18 protein-coding genes are annotated in these 14221 nt (G+C 56.0%); 11 read left to right on the top strand and 7 right to left on the bottom strand.

The features are described from left to right. The first annotated feature begins 80 nt into the window (after positions 1–80). Positions 81–1331: a hypothetical protein gene (locus D888_RS0115710; protein WP_020677525.1), complete on the top strand. Its 1251-nt coding sequence runs from the start codon at positions 81–83 to the stop codon at positions 1329–1331. A gap of 85 nt (positions 1332–1416) precedes the next feature. Here D888_RS0115710 and D888_RS0115705 read toward each other — a convergent pair whose 3' ends face one another. Next, positions 1417–1830 (bottom strand): hypothetical protein, encoded by a 414-nt coding sequence (locus D888_RS0115705; RefSeq protein WP_020677524.1) that lies wholly within the window; start codon positions 1828–1830, stop codon positions 1417–1419. Between the two features lie 218 nt (positions 1831–2048). On the opposite strand from D888_RS0115705, the gene D888_RS24380 reads away from it, so the two are divergent. Continuing rightward, positions 2049–2189: a hypothetical protein gene (locus tag D888_RS24380; protein WP_169513255.1), complete on the top strand. Its 141-nt coding sequence runs from the start codon at positions 2049–2051 to the stop codon at positions 2187–2189. 17 nt (positions 2190–2206) lie between these two features. Further along, a complete protein-coding gene (locus tag D888_RS21980; RefSeq protein WP_020677522.1) occupies positions 2207–3106 on the top strand; it encodes a zinc metalloprotease in 900 nt (299 codons plus the stop codon). 28 nt (positions 3107–3134) lie between these two features. On the opposite strand, the gene D888_RS0115690 is transcribed toward D888_RS21980, so the two are convergent. The 3 genes from D888_RS0115690 to D888_RS0115680 form a co-directional block, all read right to left on the bottom strand. Continuing rightward, on the bottom strand, positions 3135–3968 hold the full coding sequence (locus D888_RS0115690) for a class I SAM-dependent methyltransferase (protein ID WP_020677521.1): 834 nt from the start codon (positions 3966–3968) through the stop codon (positions 3135–3137). Between the two features lie 122 nt (positions 3969–4090). After that, positions 4091–4333, bottom strand: a complete 243-nt coding sequence (locus tag D888_RS0115685) for a YheU family protein (protein ID WP_020677520.1) — start codon at positions 4331–4333, stop codon at positions 4091–4093. Next, positions 4330–4689, bottom strand: a complete 360-nt coding sequence (locus tag D888_RS0115680) for a hypothetical protein (protein WP_020677519.1) — start codon at positions 4687–4689, stop codon at positions 4330–4332. The genes D888_RS0115685 and D888_RS0115680 overlap by 4 nt, the downstream gene beginning before the upstream one ends. Before the next feature lie 139 nt (positions 4690–4828). Here D888_RS0115680 and D888_RS0115675 point away from each other — a divergent pair, with 139 nt between their 5' ends. The 4 genes from D888_RS0115675 (at position 4829) to D888_RS0115660 (ending at position 7545) form a co-directional block, all read left to right on the top strand. Beyond that, positions 4829–5680 carry a hypothetical protein gene (locus D888_RS0115675; RefSeq protein WP_020677518.1) on the top strand — a complete coding sequence of 284 codons (852 nt, stop codon included), beginning with the start codon at positions 4829–4831 and terminating at the stop codon, positions 5678–5680. A 56-nt stretch (positions 5681–5736) separates the two neighbouring features. Then, positions 5737–5961 (top strand): VF530 family protein, encoded by a 225-nt coding sequence (locus tag D888_RS0115670; protein WP_020677517.1) that lies wholly within the window; start codon positions 5737–5739, stop codon positions 5959–5961. A 133-nt stretch (positions 5962–6094) separates the two neighbouring features. Further along, positions 6095–7033, top strand: coding sequence for a DMT family transporter (locus D888_RS0115665; RefSeq protein WP_020677516.1), 939 nt, complete (start codon positions 6095–6097; stop codon positions 7031–7033). Then, positions 7033–7545, top strand: coding sequence for a ribonuclease HI (locus D888_RS0115660; RefSeq protein ID WP_020677515.1), 513 nt, complete (start codon positions 7033–7035; stop codon positions 7543–7545). The genes D888_RS0115665 and D888_RS0115660 overlap by 1 nt, the downstream gene beginning before the upstream one ends. Positions 7546–7619: 74 nt before the next feature. Here D888_RS0115660 and D888_RS0115655 read toward each other — a convergent pair whose 3' ends face one another. Next, positions 7620–7802 carry a plasmid mobilization protein gene (locus D888_RS0115655; RefSeq protein ID WP_020677514.1) on the bottom strand — a complete coding sequence of 61 codons (183 nt, stop codon included), beginning with the start codon at positions 7800–7802 and terminating at the stop codon, positions 7620–7622. Positions 7803–7926: 124 nt separating this feature from the next. Continuing rightward, on the bottom strand, positions 7927–9228 hold the full coding sequence (locus D888_RS0115650; RefSeq protein WP_020677513.1) for a porin: 1302 nt from the start codon (positions 9226–9228) through the stop codon (positions 7927–7929). A 780-nt stretch (positions 9229–10008) separates the two neighbouring features. Here D888_RS0115650 and D888_RS0115645 point away from each other — a divergent pair. Genes D888_RS0115645 through D888_RS0115630 form a run of 4 tightly spaced genes read left to right on the top strand, consistent with a single transcriptional unit; the run spans position 10009 to position 13541 of the window. Beyond that, positions 10009–10989 (top strand): Bug family tripartite tricarboxylate transporter substrate binding protein, encoded by a 981-nt coding sequence (locus tag D888_RS0115645; RefSeq protein WP_020677512.1) that lies wholly within the window; start codon positions 10009–10011, stop codon positions 10987–10989. Next, on the top strand, positions 10986–11420 hold the full coding sequence (locus D888_RS0115640) for a tripartite tricarboxylate transporter TctB family protein (RefSeq protein WP_020677511.1): 435 nt from the start codon (positions 10986–10988) through the stop codon (positions 11418–11420). The genes D888_RS0115645 and D888_RS0115640 overlap by 4 nt, the downstream gene beginning before the upstream one ends. After that, positions 11420–12943 (top strand): tripartite tricarboxylate transporter permease, encoded by a 1524-nt coding sequence (locus D888_RS0115635; RefSeq protein WP_020677510.1) that lies wholly within the window; start codon positions 11420–11422, stop codon positions 12941–12943. The genes D888_RS0115640 and D888_RS0115635 overlap by 1 nt, the downstream gene beginning before the upstream one ends. Further along, positions 12861–13541: an AbrB family transcriptional regulator gene (locus D888_RS0115630; RefSeq protein WP_281169667.1), complete on the top strand. Its 681-nt coding sequence runs from the start codon at positions 12861–12863 to the stop codon at positions 13539–13541. The genes D888_RS0115635 and D888_RS0115630 overlap by 83 nt, the downstream gene beginning before the upstream one ends. Here the strand turns inward: D888_RS0115630 and D888_RS0115625 are convergent. Next, a complete protein-coding gene (locus D888_RS0115625) occupies positions 13536–14219 on the bottom strand; it encodes a response regulator (protein WP_020677508.1) in 684 nt (227 codons plus the stop codon). The genes D888_RS0115630 and D888_RS0115625 overlap by 6 nt on opposite strands. Positions 14220–14221 lie beyond the last annotated feature (2 nt).

Raw genomic sequence — 14221 nt, 5'->3', positions numbered from 1 at the left:
GGGAGAAGGTGGCCGAAGGCCGGATGAGGGCCTTTGCGATCGTTCCCCTTTCCCTTAAACCCTGACTCCACAGAAGACAAATGCGAAAAATAGCCAACCTGTTCCTCATATTGTTCCTTGTTATTGCCGCCATGAGAATCTTCACCGAACTGTCGCGTTTCTCTGCGCTGCCGGGGGCCATCGCCGGGCTCAACCATCTGCTGGCAATCCTGCTATTCCTGCTGGCGGTGGCGGTCTATTTCGGACTTGGTCTTAATTGTCATCTGGTGAAGGCCCAGTTTGTCCCCTTGCTGGTATATCTGTGCTGGGGGCTGCTCGATTTCTGGCCGCTGGAGCCGTTGATCGGGGTCAACTATGCGCTCTACGCGGCGCTGGGCCAACTGCTGCTGGGCATGCTGGTTCTGCGCTCGATTCGGCGCCAGAATGGCAGCAGTTGGCTGTTAACCGCGGGTCAGTTCGCAGGTCCGTCCTTCAGTGGCGCGCATCTCTTGCGTTTCTGTCTGCTGGGTCTCCCGCTCTTGCCCCTGATTCTGCTGCTGCTCGGTTTTGCGACGGGCCGCAATCTGGTTGAAAGCTATACCGCCGGCTTTGTACGCCTGAAACCGAACGGGCTCTATATGATCGAAAAGGTGTACGCACGGGGCGATAAGGAGATTCGACTGGTCGCGATGATTCATCTGGCCCGACCTGAATTTTATGCCGACCTCTCAAACTCGTTTAACTCTGGGCCGAGTCTGTTGCTGGCCGAGGGGGTCAGCGACACGCAGGGGTTGCTGCGCGGGAAGTTCAGCTACGGGAACCTGGCCGAGCTGCTGGACCTCGATTCACAAGAGCATCTGCGGTTTCCCGGGCATCCGATCACCGCGGCGTCACTCGACCTGCCCCTGACGGCTGCATCCGCTGGTCCCGATATCCTGCGCGCAGATATCGATGCGCAAGATTTTGATCCGCGCACGATTGACGTTCTCAAAGCTGTCGGCACTTATCTGCTGCACGCCAGTTCGCCGGGAAGGGGCTATCAGGAATTCAGCCAGTGGGCCAGGGAACACCTGACACCGGAGATCAACCAGGTCCTGATGGCTGATCTGTTGCTCAAACGCAATCGGGCGGTATTGAGTTATCTGGCGAAAGGCTTGCACAAATATCGGACGATCCTGATCCCCTGGGGCGCCATGCATATGCCGGGGCTTGAGGCGGGGGTTAAGGCGCGGGGTTTTGTGCTGCGTGGCTCCCGCGAACGGCTGAGCATTGATTTCTTCCGCTTGCCCTATGGGCAGCTGTGGGAAAGGCTGACGCAACCTGCCGAGGGCGCGCCGATTTCGTCGAATTGAGCAGGGTGGCGCAAAAACAAACCGGGAACAACTCTTTCAACCATGAAAGGGTTGTCCCCGGTTTCAGCCCCGATAATTGCAATCTTCAGGTGTAAATACTGTGGGTAATTTCACTGACTTCCTGAGCCAGCTGTGGACTGGGGGTGATCACCAGGTCTCTACCGGCGACGCTGGTTGTGTAGCGCGGGGCATCCTGGCATTGCAAGTAGGCCTCGCGCAGCTTTTCGTTGATCTTCAGGAGCTGGATCTGGTCGATTCCATTCTCCTTGGCCGCCGCGCCGAGGCTGTGAACCCCGTCATCGATCATCGCCATACCGAAGCGCTTGGGTGGCTTGCCGATAAAGACATAAGCGTGGCCGTCGGCGGGGATGACCTCGAGTGGGTCTGAAATCTGACCAATTAACTCTTTGAGCGAACCCTCAATGGCGTTGAGCTGTTTGGCCGCCTGGGTATCTGCTGCCAGCTCCGGGTAGGTTACCTTCTTGCTGAAAAATCCCATGGCTGTTCTCCTTTCATCTGATGCGGGGCGATTGCATGTTAATCAGGAGGTGTCAGTCGTTTGGTGTTTATAAAGCACTATCACGAAATGTGACAAATGCAACAAAATCTCTATAAATCAGTAAGTTATCCGCCTCTAATGCAATTTGGCTGTGGTCGTAAATAACCTGCTCCCGGTGACATCTGTGGTATATGATAGCGTGAAGGATTCATGGTGGATTGGCAGCATTATCTCGCAGTGATAGAGGAGCAAAGATCATGAGCAAAGGCAAGGATAGTAAAAAAGACGTCAAAAAAGCAGCGACCAAAACTCCGAAGGAAAAGAAAGCGGAAAAGAAGGAGAAAAAGGAGAAGAAGTAAGGATCTCTGAATTTCTGATGCAAAAATTCCATCAAGAAAATGTGAGCACGATCCCGACTCGGCTGGTTGAACCAATCATTGCAGACACCGCACCCCCCGAGTCCGACCAGGGGACGCCGGGAACTGCACCGACCATTGAGGTTGGGCCGGTGCTCAAAAGGGGGCTGCGCAAGTTCGGTACGCTCGGACTGGTGCTGTTCTATCTATTCAGCAAGCTGAAATATCTGGCTCTTATCCTGCAAATCGGCAAGTTCAAGACCTTCATCACCATGCTGATCAGTATCTGGGCCTATGCCATGTTCTGGGGCTGGCCGTTTGCTGCGGGATTTGTGGCGCTGATCTTTATCCATGAGATGGGGCATGTGCTGGCGTTGCGCGCGATGGGGATTCCGGCCTCGGCGCCGATGTTCATCCCCTTTGTCGGGGCGCAGATTGTCATGAAACAGATGCCGAAGAACGCCTTCGTCGAGGCAGTGGGGGCCTACGGCGGCCCGCTGCTCGGGACGCTGGGCGCCATCGGCTGCGTCGGTATTGGTCTGACGACGGGGAACCTCTTCTGGTTTGCCCTGGCCTCAAGCGGCTTTCTGCTCAACCTGTTCAACCTGCTGCCGATCTCCCCGCTGGATGGCGGGCGGATCATCGGTGTCATCAGCCCCAAACTCTGGCTGCTGGGGCTGCTGGGCGCAGGCCTGCTCTTCTATTTGACCTGGTCACCGATCGTCGCGCTGATCCTGCTGCTGGGGAGTTTCCAGATCTACAAATCGTTCAAGATGTCCAGGACGTCCAAGACCGAGCATGCCCGCTACTATGATGTCTCTCTGGCGAAGCGTGCCGGGATGGGCTTTGCGTTTCTGCTTTTGCTGGCCGTAACATCCATCGGGATGCTGGCGATGCACGGGCCGTTGCAGGGGATGTAGCCGCAGTAATGTTGGCTGGTCCCCATGCCTATTTATACGCCGTGACGCCCATGAGCTCGGGGATCTTGACCACTTTGGTGAATCCGCTGGCGCGCAGACGTTTCACGGCGTGGTCGATAAAGCTGGTGCCGCGTTTCAGCAGCTGGGGGTTGCCGGTGTAGTGAAACAGGCTTCCGCGGCGTTTCAGGACGCGGAAAATTTCACGGTAAAACTCTTCGCCATAGAGTTCACCCGCCAGGGAAAAGCGCGGAGGATCGTGGATGACCGCGTCGAACGATGCGGTTTCGAGCTCGCGGATGTAACTGTCGATATTGGCGTGCACCAGCCTGATGTTGGCCCCGAAAAGGGCCTGAGACCAGGGGTTTCTTTTCCGCAAGGCGATGACCGCGTCACTCAGTTCGACGGAAACCACTTCGCGCGCTCCGAGGTTCAAGGCCGCCGAAGCCGCATAACCCAGTCCGCTGCAGGTATCCAGAACCCGCGCTCCCTTCTTAACAACCTGGGCGGCCATCTGCCCCGCACTCTCAAAGGGATTAATCCCTTTAGAAATATGCATCTTCACCCCGCTGATTTCGAGCAGGGGCGCCTGCTCCGTGGGGGCGAGCTTATAATAACCCGCGTCCCTGATCTCGAGCACCTCGAGTTCGCCATCCTCCAGGATAAAGATGCGGTTCTCCTTCCCCGCAATCTGCAGTAATTCCGACCGGCTCAAACGATTATGCGCGTCCAGCACCAGTGCGTCGCCGCAGAGGCTGAAGCTGTCGCGTGAGAGGTTCAGGTCGACTGAAATGTCGATGCGGGGATCGCCGCGGTCGAGGGCCGTGAGCACCTGACGCGCTTCTGTGGCTGAGAACCAGAACATGGGATGACTCATATTCGCCTGTGTGGTGAGTGGGCTGAGCAAGGGGCTGAGCTGTCAAGCACAGGAGCCCTGGTGCAGCGAGCTGATCGGTTGTTGAGCCGGCTGATTGAGCATGAACCTCTTTAACGAACGACAAGGTTCGCGGTTTGCGAAGTCTGATCAAAAACCACTTTAATCTTTCTGCTTTTGAGCTGCTGCAGCACCTGTTCGACCTTGTCTTCGAGGGTGCAACCCAGTTCGGCCCAATCGGCCCCGTCGCGGGTCACAAATTCCTGAATCATGCGGCGCAGGGTGTCGGGGTTGATCCGCTCGTAGGGGATTTCAATGCCCGCTTCATGCGTTTCGGTGGTCGGTTCCCGTCTCATGGCGTTCTGCGCCTGCACAGGCTTTTCACCAGCTCGTCTTCACTCTGCCGCCCGAGGGCGCGCAGTGCGGCGATGGCGCTCTCGGCATATTCCCGGGCATCTCCGGTGAGGTAGGCGAAGATAAAGGCTGCGAGCTCAGCGCGCGCGGCGGCTTTTCGTTCCTGGGGGGTGCGCTTTTTACCCGCCTTTAGCCAGAGGCTTTCGGAATGTTTCTGATGGCTGGTGATCGCCAGGCCGGTGATGGCCAGGCGCTGAGCGAGGGAGGTCTTTTCGGCGGACTTGAAGGCGGCCACCAGGTTCTCGGAAAAGTCTTCCTGGACGAGTTCTGCAAGACGAATCAGCTTATTCTTCACCATGACCTCGAGACGAATGGTTCAGGAGCGGGGAGCGCGAATACTAACACAGATGCCTCCTGTCGCGCTCCAAGGATTATTATAACCGAGACACTACGGAATATGCTCTCGACTTCAGGGATCAGTCAGGCATAATCGAAGGATGAATCTGCATCCCTTCACCCGCTTCAGTCAAACAAACCGGCGCCTGATCCTGTTGCTGATCGCCAGCCATCTGCTGTGGAGTTGTGCGCTTCTCAGTCTCTGGGCGCTGGGTGGGCTGATCGAAGGGACGCCCTGGCTGTCCGCCGGGGCGATCGCTCTGCAACTTTTCGGCGCGGCTCAGCTGCTGCTGCCGGCGCTGCTCCTGGAAGCCGAAGTCCGTTCGCGCGGGTTTTATCTCTTCTGGGGGGCGACTCTGGTGCTGACGATCTGGCTGATGAATCAGGTGAGCCTCCCCGCAGGCTGGCCGCCACTGCTCGCCGTCATCAGGTCGGGGCTGCTGCTGCTGATCGCGACCCTGATCGGGGCGGCGCTGGCCAGATATATTCGGCGGTTATGGGAGATTGTTCCGATCTGTATCATGATGACTCTGGCTGATTTTTTGAGCTGGGCTATCGGGCCGACCGCCAGCTTCACTCAGCAGATTCGGCACTATTATCTGGTGCCCGAAGGCCCGCAGCCGCTCATCGACATGCTGCTGATCAAGCTGGCCTTCCCCGGTTCGGTGGCGCTGAGACCGGTCTTCGGTATCTCAGACTGGATTATGGTGGTCTTCTTCGCCCTGGTCGCGCACCGTCACGGCATCAACGACAACCTGCTGGGCGCCTCAGGCGAAACCCGGGCCCGACGTGGGCAGCTCGGGCGGTATCTGCCCGTCTCTGTCATGGCATTGTTCAGCGCCCTTGTGCTGGCGCAGGTGACCGGCCTGTTTCTTCCGGCCCTGCCGCTGATTGCCCTGATCATGCTCCTCTGGTACGCTGCGCGTTATCTGGTGTCAGGTCGCTGCGGCTGAAGGGCACAGGTCGTGATTCGCGTCTTTTACCTTTTTACTTTGAACAAGGATAAACCATGAGCGCAGAACAACCTCACAACCCTCTGCATGGCGTCACTCTCGAACAGATCCTTAACCATCTGGTTGAGTATTACGGTTGGGAAGATCTGGGTGAAGAGATTACGATCAAGTGTTTCACCTGTGATCCCTCCATAAGCTCCAGCCTCAAGTTTCTGCGTAAGACCCCCTGGGCCAGAAAGAAGGTCGAAGATTTGTATCTCGCCCTGAGCAGAGAGTGGTAATGGGAACCCCTGTCCTTGCCAGCCGTTTGTCGCTTGAGCCAGCACGTGCTTCCGCCTTGCGGAGGTTGCTCCGAGACTGGTACAAAAGAGATCTTTAAGCCTATCTGGACATAAAAACGGGACATCTCACATCATGAACCATTCCCCCTCTGTGGCCCCGCCGCACCTGTTGCTTCGTCTGCTGGCCGGTTCGGTCTGTATCAGTTTTTCACCGGTGTTCATTAAATTGGCCGATGTTCCCCCTGACCCCGCCGGCTTTTATCGCATGTTGTTTGCGAGCTTATCCCTACTGGTTTTGCTGCGCCTGCAGGGTGGAAAGCTGACCTCCGTGCGCAATACCCTCCTGCTGCTCGCGGGTGGGGGCCTTTTTCTGTCCATCGACTTCATGTGCTGGCACCGGAGTATCCATCTGGTCGGGCCTGGGCTCGCCACCCTGTTGGCCAATTTCCAGGTGTTTTTCACCGCCCTGTTTGCCTGTCTCTTTCTCAAACAGAAGATAACCCGGTTATTTATGCTGGCGGTTGTGATTGCGCTCATCGGATTACTGCTGATCACGGGGGTCGACTGGAACGTCCTGGGTGAGGGGACCAGACTGGGGATCCTGCTGGGGCTCGCTACGGCGGTCTTCTATTCTGGTTATATTTTGCTGCTGAAAGGTGCACTGAACAGCAGCAGCGTCAGTGGCGTAGCAGCCATGCTGGTGGTCTCGCTGATCAGTACGGTTCTGCTCGGGCTTGTCACCAGTGTGGGCGGCGCTTCGTTCGTTATTCCCGATGTCAGTTCTCTTTTGGCCTTGCTGGGGGTCGGTGTGGTGAGCACTACTCTCGGTTGGACCCTGATCTCATCGGCCATTAAGTTTCTGCCTGCCACCACCGCCGGGCTGGTGCTGCTGCTGCAGCCGGCCCTCGCCTGTGTGTGGGACGTGATTTTTTTCGCCAGGCCGACCAACGGAACCGAGGTTGTCGGCATCACCTTGATCCTGGGGGCGATCTACATCGGCTCCTATCGCAAAAATGTCGAATCCCTGGCGAAGCCAGCGCTTGCGCCGGACGTCACGCAGAGTAAAAGTTGATGCCGTCCGAGCTGATGCTGCTGATCGATGGCAGCATGAACCCGCAATCGAAAACAGGTTATGGGGCTTATCTCATGGTGACTGATCCCGACCTGCCGCTGGCGGAGCTGCGCCTGCAGGTAAAATTGCGGCGCTTTACCCAGACCTCTTCGAGCCGACTGGAATTGCAGACGCTTATCTGGGCGCTAGGGGAGATGCCGGCCTCGGGCTGCCGGGTACGGGTCCACACCGATTCACAGACGATTATCGGTTTGGCCGGAAGGCGTGAACGGCTGGAGCAGAACGGCTATCGCTCCAGCAACAATCGGCCGCTCAACAACGCTCTCCTCTATCAGGAATTTTATCGACTGACCGACCAGCTCGACTGTGAGTTTGTCCAACTACGGGGGCATCTGACCGCGAAGCTGAAAACCCCAGTGGATCGACTCTTTACCCTGGTGGATCGCGCCTCACGTCAGGCGTTGCGGGAGGAATCGGAGAGAGAGTCGGGGCGCGTCGGTGATGATAACTGATCTGCCACAACTGCGGCTGCCGAAGGGACCCAGGCTGGTCACGACTCTGCAAATCTTTGGTTTCTTCCTCAGTTTCAATCATGCCCGATAAGAAAAGCCAGCAGCTCAGCTTCCAGAATTGTGTAGACGTTGTCGTGCAGGTATTTAGAGACACTGATCTGATGACGTCTGGCCAGCGCTTTGATGGCGTCTTTTTCATCGCGGGTGACCCGAAAGGTCACGGTGGTGGTGCTTGGGATTCCTGATTTTTTTCCCACGGGCTTCACTCTCCGGTTGATTAGAAAAATAGCGCATCCCGTAAGGTGCGCTATCTGAAAAAATAAGTACGCGGTGTTTAAATTTCCCGATCCGGAACAGGTGTCCGAACCGGGAAATCGAGTATTAAAAGTTAACGTTGACCATCATTGCGATTTTGTAAACATTGTCGGGGTTTGTGACGGTGCCATTGGCGTCAACGGTGTCGTCATAAAAATCGCCGTAGCTCGCATAAGCGCCGCGCAGGCTGATATCGAACTTTTCGGCGATGACTTTGCCGACACGGGCCGCGATTTCATAACCCATCATGCTGCCAGCACGCGTATCGCTGCTCGCGGTCACCAGGTCACCAGCCACGTGGGAGGCCTTGCTGCCGTTGCGGCGATCATCAGCGGCCATAAAGGCACCCAGACCGAGTTTGCTGTACAGACCCAACGGCAGATCATTCAAATTGGCGCTGGCGACCAGGCCGGTCATGCCGAAGCCGGCCATCGCGCCATCGACCATTGCGTAGCGGGGGTAGCCGGAGTTGTTGATCAACTTGTCGGGGAGGAAGATCATCAGGTTCTCGCCGGCAAATTCCCATTCGCCAATGCTTGATTGCCAGGCATTATCGTCGGTGGCGCTATCATCAGGACTGACGTAGATAAAGCGCAGGCCGAGGTTCCCTTTGGGCAGGGTCATCGAACCCTTGATGCTCGCGGCAAAGGCCTGACTGTCGACATTGGTTGTGTCGGTAGAACCGTTTTGCATCACCAGAAAGCCGTTAATGTCGTAATCCTTTAACTTGTAATCAGCGGTTGCGCCATAGTAATAGATTTTTTTCTTCGTTAAATTGTCGTCAAAAAGATAGGCTTCGCCACCAAGATTGAACTGTTCACCGAAATTGCGATTAATTTGGGCGCCGTAAAAATCCGTGTCATCATTTTCGGTGCGGACTTTTTCGTCGAATTTCGAATATATCAGACCCACATTGTTACCGGCGAGTTTCCCTTTGACCACTACACCTGCAGCGTCCTCATCAATCACCATGCCGGAAAGGTTGTCGTTGATCCCCTGCAAACCAACCCGCAATGCCCAATCAGATTCCGGGACCTTGAGGTCGACATAGGCATTTTTGGTCTCGATATTTACACCATCGGTGCCGAGTTGACCACCGCCACCGACCTTCCCTTTTGACTGCTCTCCCCAAACCGTATCAACCTCCCCATAATAAACGAAGGTCACGTTTTCGTTGAGCTTGTCGGAGAGCTTCATACGGATGCGTTGATCGACGAGACTTTCCGCCTCCGGATCGTTCGATTTACTCTTGATGTCCTGATACACGCCGGTCATCCGGTAGTAGCCATTTAATTTCATCTCGGCGAATGCCGGACTGGCCAGGGCCAGAATCGTGGCCAGGGTGACAAACATTTTTAACTGTTTCATAGTTTCTCCTGTCTGATGAGCCATTAATGCTGCGGTTGATTTAATTTCTGCCGTCGTCGAATGCCTGCCCTCCGCTTAGCTGTCATCCCTCCCGCTTGAGATCCCCCAAATGGCGCAGTGAAATCTGCCGAGGAAGCTGATCGGGTAGCGGACTCTGGCGGGGTTACCTCCTTTCTTTGAATAGGCCTTTATCTGTCGAAGGACAGGCCATTGATCGTTACAGGGGGGCGGACCGGTCAGCTTCCACCCTTACGAGTTCTTTGTAAGGAGGAAACACTCGAGGGTTAAACAAGGTGGAAGTAACGACCGGTCCGCAATTCTGTCCGTTTTGGTTTTTTAAACAGTCGACCGCCAGGATCGATCTCATCAAAATGGATTTGGATTTATCGAGGAACAAACCATTGTTCTACGGGGACAGTACTGATGGGTTAAGTCTTTGTAAATATTAGGTAATTAAAGTTTTTTTTGAGATTTCTGGAGATTTTGATCATTTACGTCAGAGGCAGCGCTGATTTTTTTGAGTTTGATGAGGGGGGAAGAGTCCGGGGCATGGAGGAGACTTGAGCACTCAGTTTTTTCCTGAATATCCACTGGTGTTGTTTTTTGAATCTGGAGGTTTGAGAACTGTCAGTCGGGCCGTGAACAATATGCCCGAAATGCGCATTAATTCTTTAAAACTCAGTATTTACCCAATGTTTACAAGGTTTTATAGCGGACTTTAGGATGGCCCAAACGTCGGTTTATTCCAAACCAATAAACCCCAGCTAAGGAGAATTCACCATGAAAACATTTAAGATTATGGCCGTGATGCTGATCGTCATGGTCGGCATCACGACACAGGCTTTGGCTTTCGAGCCAGGCAACACCGAGTGTATTGCCCCGGCCAATCCTGGCGGCGGGTGGGATTTTACCTGTCGGCAAGTCGGCAAGGCGCTCTACGATCTGAATTTGGTTCCGGGACCGGTTAAGGTAACAAACATGGCCGGTGCCGGCGGTGGCGTGGCCTACGGTTATGTCATCAGCAAGCGTGGCGACGACGCCAGCCTGATGGTTGCGGCCAGTACCTCAACGACTACCCGTCTAGCGCAAGACAAGTTCCCGGGCATGAATAAAGACATGGTGAAGTGGGTTGCGGCACTGGGCGCCGATTACGGGATCATCGCGGTTGGCAAGGATTCACCCTTTAAAAACCTGGGCGATTTCATGACCGCTCTTAAGACTGATCCGTCCCAGGTCGCCATCGGTGGCGGCAGCGCCGTCGGGGGTTGGGATCATTTCAAGGTCCTGATTGCCGCCAAGGCGGCCGGGGTTAAAAACCTGACTAAAGTGAAATACATCGCCTTTCAGGGTGGTGGCGAAGCCATTACCCAGGTTCTTGGTGGACACATCCAGGCTTACACCGGTGACGTCAGCGAAGTTCAGGGGCACCTTGAGTCTGGCGACATCCGCATTCTGGCGGTTCTCTCAGAAGAACGTCTGCCAGGTGCGATGAGTAACATTCCCACTGCTGTCGAACAGGGCGTCAATGCGGTGTGCCCCAACTGGCGCGGCTTCTATGTGCCTAAAGATATCTCCGACGATGCATACAATTACTGGGCAGATTCAATGGCTACCCTCTACAAGTCTGCCGAATGGCAGGAGATCATGACCAATAACGGTTTGATGCCGTTCTTCAAGAAGGGCGCTGATTTCGATGCCTTTGTTGCTCAACAGGTAGCCGATATTCGTGATTTATCCAAGGAACTCGGGATTATAAAATGAGCGACCGGATTTTTGGGGTACTGCTGCTGTTGCTGGCCGCAGACTATAGCTGGACAGCCCGGGGTTTCGACCCCGGGTTCATGGCCGATCCCCTGGGCCCACAGACCTTCCCCTATTTACTGGGCGCGGTGCTTGCGGTGACCGCCCTGTATCTGCTGCTGCGGCCTGACCCCACAGCGCACTGGCCTGACCTGCCGCGCCTGCTGCAGCTGGGGCTGGTTATCCTGGTGCTGCTGGCCTACGCCAGTCTGCTGGAGTGGCTCGGCTTTCTGATTGCTACCCTGCTGACCGTGACTATGCTTGGCTGGCGCCTCGGCGCCAGTCTGAGGACGGCCATATTGACCGGAATCGGCGTTTCGCTGGTGGTTTACGGACTCTTCGATATTGTCCTTGAACTACCACTGCCTGCCGGGCTGCTCGGGAGATTTTGATGGAAACTTTTGGTTTTTTGATGCAGGGCTTCGATGTGGCCCTGACCCCGATGAATCTGGGGCTGGCGCTGCTCGGGTGTCTCCTCGGCACCATCATGGGCGCCCTGCCCGGGCTCGGCCCCGCCAACGGGGTGGCGATCCTCATCCCCTTGGCCTTCAGTCTGCGCCTGCCACCATCTTCGGCGCTGATCATGCTGACCAGCGTTTACTACGGGGCCATGTACGGCGGGCGGATTTCGAGTATCCTGCTGAATATCCCCGGTGATGAACCGGCCTTGATGACGACGCTTGACGGCTACCCCATGGCCCAGCAGGGGAAAGCCGGTGAGGCGCTGGCAATCTCAGCGGTCTCATCTTTCGTCGGTGGCCTGCTGGCGACCTTCGGGCTGCTGCTGTTTGCGCCGATCCTGGCAAAATTCGCGCTGTTCTTCGGGCCAGCCGAATATTTTGTGCTCTTCGTCCTGGCCTTCACGACCATCGGCGGGATCAGCAGCAAAAATCAGTTCAAGTCGCTGCTGGCGGCCGCTTTGGGACTCATGATCGCGACAATCGGCCTCGACCCGTCGACCGGCGAAGCCCGCTATACCCTAGGGCAGATGAAACTGTTTGAAGGGGTCAACTTCCTGGTCGCCATCGTTGGGATGTTCGCCATCAGCGAGATCCTCTTCTTTGTCGAGGACAGTCACGCCGGAAAGGTCACCAAGGTCACGGTCAACAAGTTCAAAATTAAGTGGAAAGAGATGTTCGGACTGACCGGCACCACTGTGCGCAGCAGTTTCATCGGTTTTATTGCCGGGGTGCTTCCGGGGGCCGGGGCATCACTTGGCAGTTTTATCTCCTACACCATTGAAAAACGGCTGTTTGATCACAAAGGGACCTTCGGCAAGGGCGACCCGCGCGGCGTGGCCGCACCCGAGGCCGGTAACAACGCCGCCGCTGGCGGTGCGCTGGTGCCGATGCTGACCCTCGGGGTGCCCGGCAGCGGAACCACCGCAGTCCTGCTGGCGATGCTGATGTCGATGAATATCACTCCGGGCCCGCTGCTTTTCCAGAACCACCCGGATGTCGTCTGGGGGCTGATTGCGGCTCTGTTTATCAGTAACCTTTTGCTGCTGGTACTCAACCTGCCGATGATTGGCTTGTTCGCCAAACTTCTTATGGTCCCCTCCTATGTGCTGATGCCGATCGTCGCGATCGTCGGTCTTATCGGGATTTACTCCATCAGCCATAGCGCCTTTGATCTGTTCGTGATGATCGCCTTCGGCGTCGGGGGCTGGTTCTTACGCAAGCTGGAAGTACCGCTGGTGCCGATTATCCTGGGACTGCTCCTCGGGCAGTTGATGGAGGATAACTTGCGGCGCGCCCTAAACATCAGCAATGGCAACTGGTGGACATTAGTCGATAGCCCACTCTGTATCGGACTGTGGATTATGGCTATCGGTGGTTTGGTCCTGCCTTTTTTCCTTGGTAAATTCTTCCGGATTAAAGGATCTGTCGAGCCGGAACCACATATCGAAGATTAGGTCCCAAGATTCAGGTTTTCCTTCTTGCCCCCGATTTGCGTTGCAAATCGGGGGCAAGAGTGCGCCAGCGATTTATTTATTATGCAGAGAAGCTATGGGCCGGGTTGCGCTAATACTTGTGGTGGGTGTGGTCGGTGGGTTGCTCGCTAAAAGGGTCGGCTGCCCTGGCGGCCCAGTGGTCGGTTCAATGCTTGCCTCCGGCTTGACCGCTATCCTCATCCCCGGACAGTTCGTGATCCCAGGAAGCATGTCCACGGCGGTGCAGATTATGCTCGGAGTTTCGCTTGGAATGGGTTTCGATCGATCGTTTCTGCCCCTCGGGGTGAAGCTCTTGCCACTGGCGATCCTCAGTACCCTGGCGTTGCTAATGATCGCAGTTGTTATGGTCTGGCTGGCGCAGGTCTTTGGTTTAATCGATTTTGCTACAGCACTGTTTGGGTTTTCTCCCGGAGGGATGTCTGGAATGAGTCTGCTGGCGCAGGCCGAAGGACACCAGGCTTCAGTCGTGGCGTTTCTACATACCGTGCGAATATTCACCTTGTTTCTGGTCGTTCCGCTGCTCGGCAGGCTGGTATTGGCGAAATTGCGGGGCTTATAAACGAAAATACTTGCGTTCCGGCCGGCCGACCGTACCGTAGAGCAGATCAGCACTCAGCCAGTCGACATCGACCAGGTATTCGAGATAGCGCCGCGCCGAGGAGCGACTCATGCCGACCTGTCGTCCGACCTCGTCAGCGCTCCACCCGTTGGCTGGTGGTGCCGAGAAGACCTTTTTGACCTTATCAAGGGTGATGGCATCGATCCCCTTTGGCAGCTGCGGCCGGTCGAGTGGAGCGACCGAACGCGGATTGAGCAGTTGATCGACGTCCTGCTGCGCGACGGAACCTTGCGCCGCCAGGCGGAGACGGGCCTGACGAAAACGCTGCAGGGTGTCCTGGAAACGGCTGAAGAGCGCCGGCTTGATGATATAATCAAAGGCCCCGCCGCGGATCGCCTCCTGCAGCGGCTCCATCTCTTTGGCCGCTGTGATCAGGATCAGGTCGGTATTACGGTATTTGGCGCGAATCTCCCATAAAAGGTCGATGCCGCTTTCATTGGGAAAGTAGATGTCGAGCAGCACCAGCGCCGGTTGCAACACCTCAACCAGGTCGCGCGCTTCATCGATGCTGTTTGCCACCCCTACGACTTCGAACCCTTCCACCTTCTCGGTGAAGCGGCGGTGAATTTCAGCAATCTTCACATCATCCTCGACAATCAGAACCTGTATCATATCCATGC

This window comes from Geopsychrobacter electrodiphilus DSM 16401 (genome assembly GCF_000384395.1).
GTDB classification, from domain to species: domain Bacteria; phylum Desulfobacterota; class Desulfuromonadia; order Desulfuromonadales; family Geopsychrobacteraceae; genus Geopsychrobacter; species Geopsychrobacter electrodiphilus.
This window is presented reverse-complemented; position numbering and strand designations above follow the sequence as displayed.